At 34.7% G+C, this 15528-nt stretch carries 14 protein-coding genes; 9 read left to right on the top strand and 5 right to left on the bottom strand.

Annotated features, from left to right (window positions below; genetic code table 11):
- Positions 1-156: 156 nt before the first annotated feature.
- The 6 genes from secDF (at position 157) to ACFQ39_RS00935 (ending at position 7410) form a co-directional block, all read left to right on the top strand.
- Entirely contained in the window at positions 157-3132 is a 2976-nt protein-coding gene (gene secDF, locus ACFQ39_RS00910) for a protein translocase subunit SecDF (protein ID WP_377175502.1), read from the top strand.
- Positions 3133-3230: 98 nt separating this feature from the next.
- Positions 3231-3770, top strand: a complete 540-nt coding sequence (gene hpt, locus ACFQ39_RS00915; RefSeq protein WP_377175504.1) for a hypoxanthine phosphoribosyltransferase — start codon at positions 3231-3233, stop codon at positions 3768-3770.
- Positions 3771-3849: 79 nt separating this feature from the next.
- Positions 3850-4422 carry an adenylate kinase gene (locus tag ACFQ39_RS00920; protein ID WP_377175505.1) on the top strand — a complete coding sequence of 191 codons (573 nt, stop codon included), beginning with the start codon at positions 3850-3852 and terminating at the stop codon, positions 4420-4422.
- 10 nt (positions 4423-4432) lie between these two features.
- Positions 4433-5425 (top strand): GTPase ObgE, encoded by a 993-nt coding sequence (gene obgE, locus ACFQ39_RS00925; RefSeq protein WP_377175507.1) that lies wholly within the window; start codon positions 4433-4435, stop codon positions 5423-5425.
- A gap of 52 nt (positions 5426-5477) precedes the next feature.
- Entirely contained in the window at positions 5478-6989 is a 1512-nt protein-coding gene (locus ACFQ39_RS00930) for a class I SAM-dependent methyltransferase (protein ID WP_377175508.1), read from the top strand.
- Between the two features lies 1 nt (position 6990).
- The gene (locus ACFQ39_RS00935; protein ID WP_377175510.1) at positions 6991-7410 is read left to right on the top strand and encodes a hypothetical protein; all 420 of its coding nucleotides are present in this window, start codon (positions 6991-6993) and stop codon (positions 7408-7410) included.
- Positions 7411-7559: 149 nt separating this feature from the next.
- Here ACFQ39_RS00935 and mnmD read toward each other — a convergent pair whose 3' ends face one another.
- Complete coding sequence (gene mnmD, locus ACFQ39_RS00940; RefSeq protein ID WP_377175512.1) at positions 7560-8231, bottom strand: tRNA (5-methylaminomethyl-2-thiouridine)(34)-methyltransferase MnmD; 672 nt, start codon at positions 8229-8231, stop codon at positions 7560-7562.
- Positions 8232-8322: 91 nt separating this feature from the next.
- On the opposite strand from mnmD, the gene ACFQ39_RS00945 reads away from it, so the two are divergent.
- Entirely contained in the window at positions 8323-9393 is a 1071-nt protein-coding gene (locus ACFQ39_RS00945; protein WP_377175514.1) for a branched-chain amino acid aminotransferase, read from the top strand.
- 22 nt (positions 9394-9415) lie between these two features.
- Here the strand turns inward: ACFQ39_RS00945 and ACFQ39_RS00950 are convergent, their stop codons facing one another.
- Entirely contained in the window at positions 9416-9802 is a 387-nt protein-coding gene (locus ACFQ39_RS00950; RefSeq protein ID WP_377175516.1) for a pyrophosphohydrolase domain-containing protein, read from the bottom strand.
- Between the two features lie 246 nt (positions 9803-10048).
- Here ACFQ39_RS00950 and ACFQ39_RS00955 point away from each other — a divergent pair, with 246 nt between their 5' ends.
- Positions 10049-10237, top strand: coding sequence for a hypothetical protein (locus ACFQ39_RS00955; protein ID WP_377175518.1), 189 nt, complete (start codon positions 10049-10051; stop codon positions 10235-10237).
- Here ACFQ39_RS00955 and ACFQ39_RS00960 read toward each other — a convergent pair.
- Positions 10234-11490: a peptidase U32 family protein gene (locus tag ACFQ39_RS00960; protein WP_377175519.1), complete on the bottom strand. Its 1257-nt coding sequence runs from the start codon at positions 11488-11490 to the stop codon at positions 10234-10236. The two genes, ACFQ39_RS00955 and ACFQ39_RS00960, sit on opposite strands and share 4 nt — an antisense overlap.
- A 216-nt stretch (positions 11491-11706) precedes the next feature.
- On the opposite strand from ACFQ39_RS00960, the gene ACFQ39_RS00965 reads away from it, so the two are divergent.
- Positions 11707-12696 carry an aspartate-semialdehyde dehydrogenase gene (locus ACFQ39_RS00965; RefSeq protein WP_377175521.1) on the top strand — a complete coding sequence of 330 codons (990 nt, stop codon included), beginning with the start codon at positions 11707-11709 and terminating at the stop codon, positions 12694-12696.
- A 36-nt stretch (positions 12697-12732) separates the two neighbouring features.
- On the opposite strand, the gene trxA is transcribed toward ACFQ39_RS00965, so the two are convergent.
- Together trxA and ACFQ39_RS00975 are read right to left on the bottom strand one after the other, a co-directional pair.
- The gene (gene trxA / locus ACFQ39_RS00970; protein ID WP_377175523.1) at positions 12733-13092 is read right to left on the bottom strand and encodes a thioredoxin; all 360 of its coding nucleotides are present in this window, start codon (positions 13090-13092) and stop codon (positions 12733-12735) included.
- A 170-nt stretch (positions 13093-13262) separates the two neighbouring features.
- Positions 13263-15521: an inorganic phosphate transporter gene (locus ACFQ39_RS00975; RefSeq protein ID WP_377175525.1), complete on the bottom strand. Its 2259-nt coding sequence runs from the start codon at positions 15519-15521 to the stop codon at positions 13263-13265.
- Between the last annotated feature and the right edge of the window lie 7 nt (positions 15522-15528).

Below are 15528 nucleotides of genomic sequence, written 5' to 3' on the forward strand. Positions count from 1 at the left end.
CTTTTTTACATTTTATACACACGAATTTAGTTAAAAAAAATGGTTTTTAATCTTCTGAAAAACAGCGCAGGAATCAGTTGCGATTTTTCTTTCAAACCTAAATTAAATCAGTATATTTGCGCGTTTAAAAAATTTATGGATTAAAAATTAGTGATAATGCAAAACAAAGGTCTTATTAGAACTTTTGCAATTTTGTTTAGTTTAGTTTGTCTTTACCAGCTGTCCTTTACATATTTTGCAAAAAATGTAGAGAAAGATGCCGAAGCCTATGCACAAAACAATTCTACAGCAAATAGCTTAGACGAAAAAGCCCAATTACAGAGAAATTATTTGGATTCTATTGCCAATGTTCCTGTCTTGAATTTAGGCTTTGCCGACTACACCTACAATGAGTTAAAAGAAAAAGAAATCAATCTTGGTCTTGACTTAAAAGGGGGAATCAATGCGATTCTTGAAGTTTCTGTGAGGGATATTTTGTATGGACTTTCAAACAAATCAACAAATCCTGTATTTAATGAAGCGCTAAACGCAGCTACTGCCGCGCAAAGAGATAGTGATAAAGATTATTTATCTCTTTTCTTTGATGCTTTTGAAAATGCCAGCAAGGGAACTGTAAAGCTTGGAGACCCAAGTATTTTCGGTAATAAATCTTTAAAAGATAAGATCAACTTTAAAATGTCTGACGAAGAGGTAAAGCCTCTATTGAAAACAGAAGTTGAAGGATCTATCAATACTGCTTTTGAAGTATTGAGAAGTCGTATAGATAGATTTGGCGTTACTTCACCAAGTATCCAGCGAATTGGTGAAACAGGTAGAATTTTGATCGAATTACCAGGTGCCAAAGATATAGACCGTGTTAGAAAATTATTACAAAGTACTGCAGAATTGCAATTTTGGGAAGTTTACACTAATCAAGAAATGTCTCAATTTTTGATCAATGCAAACGGCGTTTTGGCAACTATGGTTGAACAAGAAACAAGTCAGCAAGCAGATTCAACAAAAATTGAAAATGAAATTGACGAGTTATTGGGTGAAGTGAAAGACTCTATCGATCCGATGTCAGCAAATCCTTTGTTCAGTGTTTTAATGCCAAATATTCCTCAATCAGCTAACCAATTGAGTTCGGTTGTTGGATCTGCATCTGTTTCAGACACTGCAAAAATCAATGGTTATTTATCACAAAAAGAAGTGCGTAACTTATTGCCTTCAGAAATGAAATATGCTAAATTCTTATGGGATCACAAACCTATAGAGAATACTGAGGTAATTAACCTTTACGCCATTAAATCAAACAGAGACGATATTGCTCCGATTCAAGGGGATGTTATTTCTGACGCTGCTCAAGTTTTTGATCAATTAGGCGCCAACCCCGAAGTAACTATGTCAATGAATTCGGTTGGGACAAAACAATGGGCGAAAATGACCTCTGAAAATGTGGGGAAATTCGTTGCAGTTGTACTTGACGATTTCGTTTACTCTGCTCCTCGTGTGAACGACGCAATTACTGGTGGCAGAACTTCTATTACAGGACAGTTTTCTATTGAAGAAGCACAGGATTTAGCCAATGCACTAAAATCTGGTAAATTGCCTGCTGCGGCACGTATCATACAATCTGATGTCGTTGGTCCTTCTTTAGGTAAAGAAGCAATTCACTCGGGAACAGTATCATTTATTATCGCTCTGATCTTGGTGTTGTTATGGATGATTTTCTATTACGGAAAAGCCGGAATTTTCTCAGATATTGCTTTGGTACTGAATATTCTTTTCATCTTTGGAACATTAGCCTCATTTGGCGCTGTACTAACACTGCCTGGTATTGCGGGTATTGTGTTAACCATTGGTATGGCGGTTGATGCTAACGTGCTAATTTATGAGAGAATTAAAGAAGAACTTTCTATTGGAAAGCATCTGAAAGAGGCTATTGATGATGGATTTAGCAATGCCTTATCTTCTATTTTAGATGCGAACATTACAACCTTATTAACTGGTATTATCCTTTATATTTTTGGAACCGGTCCGGTAAAAGGTTTCGCTACAACCTTGATGATCGGTATCGTTACCTCTTTATTTGCAGCTATTTTCATCACAAGATTATTGTTGGAATGGTATGTAAGAAATGGAAACAAACTTACTTTCAACACTACGATTACTAAAAATTGGTTTACTAATTTCAACATCGATTTCTTGAAAAAGAGAAAAATGGCCTATATCATCTCAGGTACCATCCTAATTTTGGGTATTGGTTCACTGTTGACAAACGGTTTAAATTATGGAGTTGATTTTAAAGGAGGTAGAACTTACACTGTTAGATTTGATGATGCCGTAAGTGCTCCAGAAGTTGCTGCAAGCTTAAAAGATGCTTTTGGAAGTTCTCCAGAAGTGAAAACTTTCGGAAATGCCAGTCAGTTAAAAATTACGACAAAATATAAAATTGATGATACAGATTTGGGTGTTGATGATGAAATTCAAAATCTGCTTTACACAAATCTAAAACCTTACTTACCCGCTGATATCAGTTACGACCAATTTAAAGGAGCTGATAACGAAGGAAATATTGGTATTGTTCAATCGATAAAAGTAGGACCGACAATTGCAGACGACATCAAGCAGGCGGCAATCTTTGCGATTATCGGAGCACTTATCGTTGTGTTCTTATATATCTTATTGCGATTCAGAAAATGGCAATATAGTTTAGGTGCGGTAGCTGCGGTTTTCCATGATGTATTAATTGTACTCGCCATATTCTCTATTTTCTATAAGGTACTTCCTTTTGATATGGAAATAGACCAGTCATTTATAGCAGCGATCTTAACTGTTGTAGGTTATTCTTTGAATGACACCGTGGTAATTTTTGACAGAATTCGTGAATTTGCAAAGGTACACAGCGGATGGCCTTTCAATAAAATTGTAAATACTGCCTTAAATAGTACAATAGGAAGAACATTAAATACATCTATGACGACATTAATCGTATTGTTAGCCATCTTTTTCTTCGGAGGAGATTCTATCAAAGGCTTTATGTTTGCCTTAATCGTAGGTGTGGTTGTAGGTACTTATTCATCTCTTTTTGTAGCAACACCAATTATGTATGATGCTACTAAAGATAAAGACACACCAAGTAAAAAAGGTTAATTTACTTTTTAAATAATTAAAAGCCTTTTTGATTAATCGTCAAAAAGGCTTTTCTTTTTTAGGCATGAATTATTTTTACCTTTGCAAAAATTAAAACAATGGAACAGATCACCATACATAATTTACCATTTAAACCTTTTGTAACCTCCGATAAAATTGCCAAAACAAATGCGTTTTTAGCAAAAAGAATCGCTGAGGATTTGGGTCCTGATGAAGAACCTGTTTTTGTAGGAATTTTAAACGGATCTTTTATGTTCGTTTCTGATTTTATAAGAAATTATCCTCATCCTTGTCATGTATCATTCGTGAAGCTCTCTTCGTACAAAAGTCTTGACTCTACAGGCGTAATAAAAAAACTGATCGGCATAAATGAAGATCTTACCAATAAAACTGTTATCATCTTAGAAGATATAATCGATACCGGTACAACACTTGAAGAGATCTATCGAATTTTTAACGAGCAAAATCTAAAACAACTTAAAATTGCTACACTCTTTTTTAAGCCCGAAGCTTATAAAAAAGAATTACCTATAGATTATGTAGGCCTGGAAATTGAAGACAAATTTATTGTTGGTTATGGGTTAGATTTTGATGGTCTCGGAAGAAATCTACCCGATGTATATCAAATTGACAAATAGCCTGTTCTATTTTTTAAAATTGACAACTAAAAACATTGTCGTATTTTTGTAAACCTAAATTCAAAACAACTAATTAAAAATGAAAAACATCGTTTTATTTGGTCCTCCAGGAGCAGGAAAAGGAACGCAAGCAGAATTATTAAGAGATCGTTATAAACTTGTCCATATCTCTACCGGAGATGTTTTTAGGTATAACATTAAAAATCAAACTGAATTAGGGAAATTAGCACAGAGCTATATCGATAATGGAGATTTGGTACCTGACGAAGTTACCATTCATATGCTTATCGCAGAAGTAGAGAAAAACCCAGATGCCAAGGGCTTTATTTTCGATGGTTTCCCGAGAACCGAATCTCAAGCCATCGCTTTAGACGAATTTCTGGCCAAAAAAAACAGTGGAATTAATGCGATGATTGCTCTGGAAGTACCTGAAAACTTGCTGGTAGAGCGCATTTTACTCAGAGGAAAAAGCAGTGGAAGATCTGACGATCAAGACGAATCAAAGATTAGAAATCGATTTAAAGAATACCAAACTAAAACAGCTGTGTTACAAGATTTTTACCAAAAACAGCAAAAATACTTCGGTATAAACGGCGTAGGGTCCATCGAAGATATTACCCTGAGATTACAAAAGGTAATCGACCAACTTTAATAAACCCCAAATGACCGAAGGCAATTTTGTAGATTATGTAAAAATATTTGCGGCGTCCGGAAACGGAGGTAGTGGATCATCACATTTACACAGAGAGAAATATGTTGCCAAAGGTGGACCCGATGGTGGAGATGGCGGACGTGGTGGACACATTATAGTTCGTGGGGATGAAAATATGTGGACACTCATCCACTTAAAATTTAAAACACATATCCGAGCTGAACACGGAGGAAGTGGTTCTAAGAATCGAAGTACAGGAAAATCAGGTGATGATCAATATATCGATGTGCCTTTAGGGACCATTGTTAGAGATGCAGAAACAGATGAAATTCTCTTTGAAATTACTGAAAATGGGCAGGAAACTATTTTAGTTGAAGGTGGAATGGGCGGATTAGGCAACTGGCATTTTAAATCATCTACGAACCAAACACCGAGGTATAAACAACCTGGAATTCCCGGAGCCGAAGGTTGGTTTAGATTAGAACTAAAAATTCTAGCAGATGTAGGTTTAGTCGGTTTTCCAAATGCAGGTAAGTCAACTTTACTCTCTGTCCTAACCAGCGCCAAACCCAAAATTGCCGACTACCCTTTTACTACCTTAAAACCAAATTTGGGTATAGTAAAATATAGAGATTTTCAAAGTTTTGTAATGGCCGATATTCCAGGAATAATAGAAGGTGCAGCCGAAGGAAAAGGACTTGGACATCGCTTTTTGAGACATATTGAAAGAAACTCTTTGTTGCTTTTTATGGTTTCTGCGGATAGTTTGGATATTAATAATGAATACAAAATTCTACTAAACGAACTAAAAAAACACAATCCAGAATTGTTGGACAAAGAAAGGATTTTGGCCATTTCTAAATGCGATCTTTTAGATGAAGAATTGAAAAAAGAAATTAAGAAAACCTTGCCCAAAACAATTCCCCACCTATTTATTTCTTCTGTCGCACAAATCAATTTAGACCAACTCAAAGATTTGATTTGGAAAAAGTTAAACGAGTAAAATTCTTTTACAATTTTAAACTTATATTAGCCCTTAACCAAAAAACGATCTCATGATTCATGTTCTTAATGGAGACAGTCTTTTAGATCGATTTCCTTTGGATATAAAGGGTGAACGAATAGTAGCGAGAGAATGCCTTATTGAAGGCGATGTTTCAGGTGAAAATCTTGCCGAATTCTATCTAAACAGAGCAACATTTCTTGAAAGAACATATGGAACACAACAAACTGAATACTTACATAATTCGCAAAAGGAATTTGAGAAAATCCTCAAACTAAATACAGAAGAGGAAGTTTACTGCTGGTTTGAAAAAGATTTATTCTGTCAAGTTAATTTTTGGTTTGTTTGCCATTTACTGCATGAAAATAGGCAACAAAATGTATTTTTAGTGCTCGCAGAAAATCTTGATTTCGGATTCTCTAGCTATAATGAAGAAGAACTCAAATTACTTTATAGAAAAAAAACATCTTTAGACTCCACAGATCTAGAAGGCTTTTCAAAACTTTGGTCGGCCTATCAAACAAAAAACTCCGACAAACTGCAAGAAGCTGCAAAAAAATTAACTCCTAAATTTTCCTTTTTAGAAGAAGTTATAACAGCAGAGATCGAAAAAAATCCTATTGATAAAATGGGTCGACCCATGAAAGTGTTGGAAGAGTTGATTTTGTCAAGAAATTCTACTGACTTTAAACAAATATTTCCAGAATTTTCAAAGCGTTTGCCCATATATGGATATGGAGATTTACAAATTATACATATGATTAACGAATGGGAAGAAAAATACCTAACCATTAATAAAACCTTATGGAATAAAAAAGCACCTATTCATTTTAACTCTAAATTTTATGATAATCATACTTTTCTCACAACTCTAAATTCTCTCAATTCAATTGAAATAGGCTTATTGGGAAACATAGAAGGGCTTAAAGTCCTTCATTTGCAATGTCATTTCGGACAAGATACTATTTCTCTTCAAAAGTTAGGCGCACAAACCACCGGTGTAGACTTTTCTGAACAAGCCATTGAAAAAGCCAGGGAATTGAGTGAGCAAAGTGAAACTTTCCCTGATTTTATATGTAGTGATATTTATGAATTAGATAAAAAACTAGAAGGACAATATGATTTAATTTTTACGAGTTATGGAACTATTGGTTGGTTGCCAGATCTGAGAAAATGGGCTAAGATAGTAGATCATTTTCTAAAACCTGGTGGTAAATTCTTATTGGTCGAATTTCATCCGATGATTTGGATTTTTGATGAAAATTTCGAAAAAATCGTCTATCCTTATTTTAATCGCACTGCGATTGTTGAAAAAGAAGAATATTCTTATACGGATGGGGACCCGATTCAGTTGAATTCTGTCACTTGGAACCACCCTTTATCTGAGGTGTTTACATCACTTTTAGAGGAAAATCTAATTATTGATGACTTTCAGGAGTACGATTACTCTCCTTATGATTGTTTTTCGAAAACCGTAAAAATTGATAAAAACATGTTCCAAATTCAAGGTATGGAAGGAAAATTACCAATGGTTTATAGTTTAAAAGTTTCTAAACCCACATAAAATGAGTGACAACAAAGATAAAGTGGACAAAAAAATCAGAAATAAGGTTCGGTTTTTTATGGTAATGTTTATCATTTCATTGACACTTGCCATTAATGCCATATTCACTGAAATGGTACCCGCAAGATTTCCTCTCATAGCTTTCTTCATCGGCCTTGGCGCAGGATTAATTTTAAGTAGGATTCAGAAAATAACTTGGGATAAGGACGGAGAAAGAATTGTAAAAGAATTCGATCTCGTCAGTGGAATTTTAGTTTTTTTCCTCATTCTACTTCTAATTTTTAAAGAAAAAATCGTGCATCAATTTGTTAATTTTCCTAAAATAAATAGCATCATTTTTTCGTTAAATGCGGGAATTATGCTAGGACGAACAATCCTAATCCGTCATAAAGTCATTAAGATTTTGAGAAATAACGCCTAATTTATTCTTGAATTGTTAAAAAACCTTCGATAATACTATCCAAATTATAGAATAAAAACAATATTAAAGCCAGTACCAGCAACAAAATTAACATGCGTTTGTTATTAGGTTTTTTTCTTTTTACAAATTTCGTATCCACAATATATCTATTATTTTCTTGGTTTAATCGCTCTTAACATTTCTCTTTTTCCAGGGGGTCCTGGCAATTTTTCTACGTCAAAACCAGAGGTGAGCATTGCCCTTCTAACGCTTCCTTTCGCCGCATAGGTGACTAAAATTCCTCCTTCTTTCAAAGCTTCAAACATTTTTTTAAAAACATTTTCTGTCCACAATTCTGGTTGTACCCTAGCTCCGAAAGCATCATAATAAATCAAATCATAGCTATTCTTTTCACTAAAACTCTCAAATTTTTGTTGCCTTTTAGTAAGATGAAACAATTCTGAAATCATCAATTTCTCTTCCCAATTACCTTCGTGCATTTTTATAAAATCATTTTCTCTGCTTTTTGCTTTCAGCAGATTTACATAGTTTAACTGTTTTACCTGCTCTAAAGAAACAGGAAAAGCCTCTAGCCCCGTATAATCAATGTCCATTTTTTTCCTTTCTCCTTCAATCAGCGTTATAAAAGCATTTAAACCTGTGCCAAAACCCATTTCCAATAACTTTATTTGTCCGCGGTTTTCTAACAATGTTAAACCATTTTTGATAAAAACATGGTATGCCTCTTGAATGGCTCCATGAATGGAATGATAATGCTCGTCCCATTCGGGCAAATAAATACTCGAACTTCCATCCTTAGTAATAATCACTTTTCTTTCCATACCTATCTTTATGAAGCATCTCAGATAAAATCAATCAAATCGAATTCAAATTTAACCATTATTAAGTACTTTTGTATGAAAATATAACCTTATGCAAGTAGAAATGAAGCCTGTAATTCGTGTTGAAAAAACCAAAAATTCAAAAATTTCTCAAGTAGATTTTAGTAACCTGCCTTTTGGAAAAGTATATACTGACCATATGTTTATTTGTGATTATAAGGATGGACAATGGCAAGAACCAAAAGTTATTCCTTACCAGAATATAAGTCTTGATCCCTCGGCCAAAATTTTTCATTATGGACAGTCTGTTTTTGAAGGAATGAAAGCTTACAAGGACAAAGACGGTAAAGTATGGCTTTTTAGACCCCTTGAAAATCAAAAAAGATTGAATATTTCATCTAAAAGACTGGCGATTCCAGAATTGCCAGAAGAAATATTTATGGAAGGATTAAAAGAATTACTCAAGGTAGATAAAAATTGGATTCCACAATCAGAGGGGAGTTCTTTATATATTCGTCCGTTTGTTTTTGCATCGGGTAACGGTTTCCATGCCTCACCAGCTGATAAATATACATTCATTATTGCTTGTTCGCCTTCAGGATCATATTTTGCGGGCAAAGTAAAAGTTTTGATAGAGCAAACCTATTCTCGATCTGCCAATGGTGGTGTAGGTTATGCAAAAGCCGGAGGTAATTATGCCGGGCAATTTTATCCTACGCAACTAGCTGTAGACAAAGGATTTCAACAAGTAATTTGGACAGACGACACCTCACATGAATATATTGAAGAAGCAGGTGCCATGAATATTTTTGTGCGAATTAATGATACTTTATTGACTGCACCTACGAGTGATAGAATTTTAGATGGTGTTACGAGAAAAAGTATTTTAGATATCGCAAACGATATGGGAATTGATGTAGAAGTGCGAAAAATAAGTGTCACAGAATTAGTAGAGGCAGCACAAAACGGATCTTTAAAGGAAATGTTTGGTGCTGGAACGGCAGCAGTCATTTCTCCAATTTCAGGTTTTGGATATCAAGATAAAACTTTTGATATTCCGGAACTGAAAAATTCATATGCCGAACAATTTAAGAAACACATCACGGATATTCAATACAACCGAGCCCAAGATAAATTTGGTTGGAGGTATGAGGTAAAATAAAAAAAGGCTTTCGGGCCTTTTTTTATTTCTTTAATATAGCTGCTATATCCGGTTTAAAATAATTGGGTCCCTTAAGTACTTTCCCGTCTTCTCTGTATATGGGTTTGCCATCTTCTCCCAGTTTACTCATGTTACTTCTTTGAATTTCCTCAAAAACCTCTTCTATTTTGTCTTGCATTCCATGTTCTATAATAGTTCCACATAAAATATAGAGCATATCACCTAAGGCATCAGCTACTTCAACCAAATCATTTTTTAAGGCTGCCTCAAGGTATTCTTCGTTCTCCTCCTTCATTAAATCATACCTCAACTGTAAGGTCTTTGGGGTTAAATTTGCCGTTGGATTGTGTTTTATTCCTAATCCAAAAGCCTCATGAAAATCTTGTACTGCACTTATTTTTCTTTTCATTATATTAAATTTTCAATGCAACATTACGGATTCAATGATACATTTACAAGTCATTAAATCAACTATTAAAATGAAAATTATCATTTCATAAAATCATTCATTCCTAATATTATTTCATTGAAAAACTTAGTTATTGTTCTACAATTCTTCAAAGAAAAATAGCCTTCGATAATTAAACCCTTTAGCCTTCTTGGAAATTCAGGTCGGCTTTTCCATTATTTTGAAGTATTTTTGCCGCAAAAAAAGATGTTTAGTCAAGGACAAATTACTTTTGGAATCGTTTTCGCCATAGCCTTTATCATTGCCATGATTTTTAGCTATAGAAAAGACATTAAACTGCACAAGTATTATTATAAAAATGTATGGGTGGTAGGTCTTGGTGTTATCTTAGCGATAATCCTGTTTGCCACCATTACTTTTTGGCTAAACGATTAATTTACCTTCTCAAGTTCTTTATCTGCCGCTACAATTTTGTACAACTTATCACTAGGCCTTACTCTAAAATCTGTTTTAAAAGTAATAGAATCCCCTCGATTTGCTTGTTTCCCGGGCGCATCATTTACAAACATTTCTGTAATATCCATTTCTTTGGCACCTGTAGTAGGTCCAGTTATGAGTATTTGATCTCCAACATTTAAGTCATATGCTTCCAGCTTAAACTCGGCGATATTGGTTTTTGGGAAGAAGTGCATTCCTTTACCTATATAAACTTTCTTCTGTGTTGCACTGGATCCGGGACCATCACTCCACTCGCCCATTTTCTGACCTAAATAGTAGCCACTCCAAAAACCACGATTGTAAACTTTTTCTAATTCTTCCATCCAATCTGGCACCCTATCTTTACTATAAGTTCCGCTGGAAATACAATCTAATGCTTCTCTGTATGTTTTGATTACTTTGGCTACATATTCTGGGGCTCTTCCTCTTCCTTCTATCTTTAATACACTGATCCCTGCATCAGCTACTTGGTCTAAAATATCTATGGTACATAAATCTTTTGGCGACATAATATACTCATTATCCAGTTCCATCTCGACACCTGTCTCCTGATCTATGACTGTATATTTCTTTCTGCAATTTTGCTTGCACGCACCTCTATTTGCACTCGAATTATAGGCGTGTAAACTCATATAACATTTCCCTGAAACGGCCATGCACAAAGCTCCATGTCCAAAGATTTCAATTTCTACCAACTTCCCGGAAGGTCCTTTGATCTCTTCCTTTTCAATTTGAGCAGTAATCTTTTTAACCTGACGTAAACTGAGTTCTCTACTTAATACAATCGTATCCGCAAACATGGCGTAAAATCTTACCGTTTCAATATTTGTAATATTGATCTGGGTAGAAATATGTACCTCCATCCCCACTTGTCTCGCAATGGCAATAACTGCCTGATCCATAGCTATAACTGCGGTAATATCGGCTTTTTTTGCCGCATTGATTAAAGTCTTTACGATGCTCAAATCGTGATCGTAAATTATTGTATTCAAGGTGAGGTAGCTCCTAACATTCTTCGCCTTACATCTTTTAGAAATTTCTGGCAAATCGTCTAATGTAAAATTAATCGATGCTCTCGCGCGCATATTTAATTGCTCAACACCAAAATATATAGAATCGGCACCGTTGTCCAACGCAGCCTGCAATGATTCAAAGTTTCCGGCCGGGGCCATAAGTTCAATCTTCTTCATGTTTTTCTTATTTCTACACCTCATAAGAGATGATCATTTTTTGGAAAGTGCAAAATTACAATTATTAATTTAACTAAATTTTTACCTGTTTAAATTTAACAGTTCTGCGTAATTATTGAATTATTTTAAACAAAATGGAATAATTTTGAACTTTTCTTGATTAGAGATGCCAAATAATTAGCATCTTTGCGCCCGATAATTAAAATCTTAATAAAAATGAAATTAGCAGTGGTTGGTGCTACCGGAATGGTAGGCAATGTGATGTTGCAAGTTTTAGAAGAAAGAAACTTTCCTTTCGATGAATTATTATTGGTCGCCTCAGAAAGATCTGTAGGTAAAAAAATCCCATTTAAAGGAAAAGAATATACGGTAATCGGATTACAAGAAGCCGTAGACCAAAAGCCGGACGTGGCTGTTTTTTCTGCCGGGGGAGGAACTTCATTAGAATGGGCCCCAAAATTTGCGGAAGTAGGTACAACAGTGGTAGATAATTCTTCTGCCTGGAGAATGGATCCTACAAAAAAACTGGTCGTACCAGAAATCAATGCTAATGTCTTAACCAAAGAGGATAAGATCATTGCCAATCCAAACTGCTCTACCATTCAAATGGTTGTTGCCTTGGCACCTTTACATAAAAAGTACGGAATTAAAAGATTGGTGATTTCTACCTATCAATCTATTACCGGTACTGGCGTAAAAGCAGTAAAACAATTAGAAAACGAATTCAAAGGAGAGAAAGGTGAAATGGCTTATGCTTATCAAATTCATAAAAATGCTATTCCGCAATGTGATGTTTTCGAAGAAAACGGTTATACAAAAGAGGAAATGAAATTGGTGAGAGAAACAAAAAAGATTTTAAATGACAACACTATTGCTGTTACTGCTACTGCCGTGAGAATTCCCGTAGTAGGTGGACATTCTGAAAGTATCAACATAGAGTTTAATTCAGAAGTAGATATTGCAGATATCAAAAAGTTATTGAGTGAATCTCCAGGAGTAGTTTTACAAGATAATCCTGCCACATCAGATTACCCGATGCCTTTGTATGCTCATGGAAAAGATGATGTTTTCGTTGGTAGAATTCGTTTAGATGAATCACAACCCAATACAATCAATATGTGGGTAGTAAGTGATAACCTCAGAAAAGGTGCCGCAACGAACACCATTCAAATTGCCGAATATCTCTTAAAAAATAAGTTGATCTAATAAAAAATCCCCGTTAAAACGGGGATTTTTTATTTATTACTTTTCAATTTTGAGCACATCTTTGATCACTTCTTCTAAGTTATGCTTGGGTAAAGCTCCTTGTGCCATTTGAGGCTGTTCTCCCATAGGGCAAAAAAGCATGGAAGGAATACTTCGAATACCAAATGCTGCAGACAACTCTTGTTCCACCTCAGTATCTACTTTATAAATATCTACCTTACCGGCATACTCTTCAGACAGTTCTTCAAGAATTGGAGCTACCATTTTACATGGACCGCACCAATCAGCATAAAAATCTATAATGCAAGGCTTATCGCCCTCAAACTTCCATTCTTTGTTTTCTTCGTAATTAAAAACTTTCTTTAAAAAAGTTTCTTTCGTCAATAATTCTGTCATTTTTTCTATTTAAATATGATTAATCGAATTCTTTTATGCAATAAGCGTACCCTTTTTAATGCCATACAAAATGACAAAAATAATTTTAACCCTTTTGTCATATCTGTTACACCCAATGGCGAAAAATTCTGTAATAAAAAACCCCGAACTAAGTCGGGGTTTGTAAAACTCTACAATTTTTGTTTCCTTAAATTCAATTCGAATTCCTGATATAATTCAAGTAAACTCATTACGGCTTGAATCAAATCTTTCGTTTCTAATAAGTTACCAAAGTACAAGGTTGTATTTTTTGGACTTGATTCTTCTGTTCGAATTCTATTGACTTGTCTTTCAATTATTTCTGTAACATGATTTACAAAATCCCTTCTTTCGTCAATAATCTTACCGATGTCTGTAAAATTTCTCTTTTCAAAAACAGCGCTAATTTCTTTAAGCATAATCGATAATTCATTATCGATCTCTTTAAGATCTTTGATCTGACCTTTCTTGAGTACTTTGTGATTATTATGTACGTGTTTGTAACTCGCAGATGTAATATAACTGATAGATTGTGAAATATCTTGCAGATATCTTAAAACCATCAAATAAAATCTACTAGCTTCCACAGAGGCTTCATCAAGAGATTTGATAAAATAAAATGCACCATCTTTTAATTCATCAACTTCATCATTCAATTTCTTTACATGTCGTGTATTTTTCTTCAGTTTATTCAAATCATGACGAGAAAGATCATTGACCACATTGGTGTATAATTTATTTACGCGATTTAATACTTCGGAAATATGATCAGAAGTTTCTTCTACTACTTCTTTGACTGAAGTCAACTCGGCTCTTTTGATTACACGTTTTACAGCTTTTTCCTTTTCTTCATTTCTGTGCTTGACAAAATTTCTAAATAATAGAATACAAACAAGTAATAATACCAAACTCAAGGCAACACCGCCTCCAAGATGTAACAAATAGGTAAATACACCTGCCACGACAAATGCGACAATAGCAGTTACAAACCACCCTCCAATAACATTCAACACACCTGCCACACGGTAAACAGCACTTTCTCTATCCCAGGCTCTATCAGCCAAAGATGTACCCATAGCTACCATAAATGTAACATAGGTTGTAGATAAAGGGAGTTTTAAAGAAGTAGCAAAAGCGATTAAAATACCAGAAACCATAATATTTGTACTTGCCCTTACTGCATCAAAAGCAGGTAACTCATATACTTTATGCTTTGGTAAAGCGAGCACCGGTTTTTCAAATCGTTTATCAATTTTATCCATCCACGATTGAGGTAAAATTTTATCTAAACCATAAGACATACCAACAGAACCTCTAACAATTGCTCTTGACAATTCATTAGGTTGAAATTTCTCATGTCCTTCACTTTGACGTGCTAAATTAACCTCTGTATCTGATACTTTTCTGGCTTTTGACGAGAAAATAAGTGTTACAACCATTACTGCACCGGAAATAAATAAAAATAATTGCGGCGTAGGTACCTTACCTGCCAAAACACTCATATCAAACTCTGAAGCAGGAATTCCAGATCCTACCCAGGCATTGTAAGAGTTCCAAGCTGCCATTGGCACCCCAATAAAATTCACCAAATCATTACCCGCAAAGGCCAAAGCCAATGAAAAAGTACCGACAGTGATTATCACTTTATAGATATTTACCTTCAAAAACTTAGTCAATATATAGGAAAGTAAGATCCAAAAAATCAATGATCCAACCGCGATTAAATTCTCGTGATTGTCTAATATATGTCCTATACTGTCTCCATAAGGAGTTCCTTTTACACCTTTTAAAATGATAAAGTAAGTAATTCCAGTTAAGGCAACTCCACCAAAAATAGCACCATAAATTTTTGGTTTTTGTTCAAAATTAAAAGTCAAAAATAATCTGGTTATGTATTGCACGAGTACACCAACTGTGAATGAAATTATGACCGAAAGAAAAATGCCGGAAATAATTTGTAAAGCCTTTTCTGAGTTGATATATTTCGCCAATTCGCTTACCGATTCCGTATCGGACATCGCGATTTTAATCAATGCCATTGCTACGGCAGCTCCTAACAATTCAAACACAATCGAAACTGTGGTAGAGGTAGGCATACCCAAAGTGTTGAAAAAATCGAGTAAGAGCACATCTGTTACCATCACTGCCATGAAAATGATCATGATTTCATCAAAGTAAAACTCTCCAGGATTAAAAATTCCTTTTCGAGCAACTTCCATCATTCCACTCGAGAAAATTGCTCCAATACCAATACCTAAACTGGCAACAATCATGATGGTTTTCATCGACACTACCTTAGAGCCAATGGCAGAATTCAAAAAGTTTACAGCATCGTTACTCACACCCACAACCAAATCCACAATTGCAAGTCCGATTAACGCGATAAGCATTAACACGTAAATATTTTCCATTATCAAT

It is taken from the genome of Namhaeicola litoreus (assembly GCF_042679565.1).
GTDB classification, from domain to species: Bacteria; Bacteroidota; Bacteroidia; order Flavobacteriales; family Flavobacteriaceae; genus Namhaeicola; species Namhaeicola litoreus.

Excerpts from the sequence above, each read along its gene's own strand:
- secDF (WP_377175502.1), top strand. The coding sequence starts at position 157 with ATGCAAAACAAAGGTCTTATTAGAACTTTTGCAATTTTGTTTAGTTTA.
- hpt (WP_377175504.1), top strand. The coding sequence starts at position 3,231 with ATGGAACAGATCACCATACATAATTTACCATTTAAACCTTTTGTAACC.
- ACFQ39_RS00920 (WP_377175505.1), top strand. The coding sequence starts at position 3,850 with ATGAAAAACATCGTTTTATTTGGTCCTCCAGGAGCAGGAAAAGGAACG.
- obgE (WP_377175507.1), top strand. The coding sequence starts at position 4,433 with ATGACCGAAGGCAATTTTGTAGATTATGTAAAAATATTTGCGGCGTCC.
- ACFQ39_RS00930 (WP_377175508.1), top strand. The coding sequence starts at position 5,478 with ATGATTCATGTTCTTAATGGAGACAGTCTTTTAGATCGATTTCCTTTG.
- ACFQ39_RS00935 (WP_377175510.1), top strand. The coding sequence starts at position 6,991 with ATGAGTGACAACAAAGATAAAGTGGACAAAAAAATCAGAAATAAGGTT.
- mnmD (WP_377175512.1), bottom strand. The coding sequence starts at position 8,231 with ATGGAAAGAAAAGTGATTATTACTAAGGATGGAAGTTCGAGTATTTAT.
- ACFQ39_RS00945 (WP_377175514.1), top strand. The coding sequence starts at position 8,323 with ATGCAAGTAGAAATGAAGCCTGTAATTCGTGTTGAAAAAACCAAAAAT.
- ACFQ39_RS00950 (WP_377175516.1), bottom strand. The coding sequence starts at position 9,802 with ATGAAAAGAAAAATAAGTGCAGTACAAGATTTTCATGAGGCTTTTGGA.
- ACFQ39_RS00955 (WP_377175518.1), top strand. The coding sequence starts at position 10,049 with ATGTTTAGTCAAGGACAAATTACTTTTGGAATCGTTTTCGCCATAGCC.
- ACFQ39_RS00960 (WP_377175519.1), bottom strand. The coding sequence starts at position 11,490 with ATGAAGAAGATTGAACTTATGGCCCCGGCCGGAAACTTTGAATCATTG.
- ACFQ39_RS00965 (WP_377175521.1), top strand. The coding sequence starts at position 11,707 with ATGAAATTAGCAGTGGTTGGTGCTACCGGAATGGTAGGCAATGTGATG.
- trxA (WP_377175523.1), bottom strand. The coding sequence starts at position 13,092 with ATGACAGAATTATTGACGAAAGAAACTTTTTTAAAGAAAGTTTTTAAT.
- ACFQ39_RS00975 (WP_377175525.1), bottom strand. The coding sequence starts at position 15,521 with ATGGAAAATATTTACGTGTTAATGCTTATCGCGTTAATCGGACTTGCA.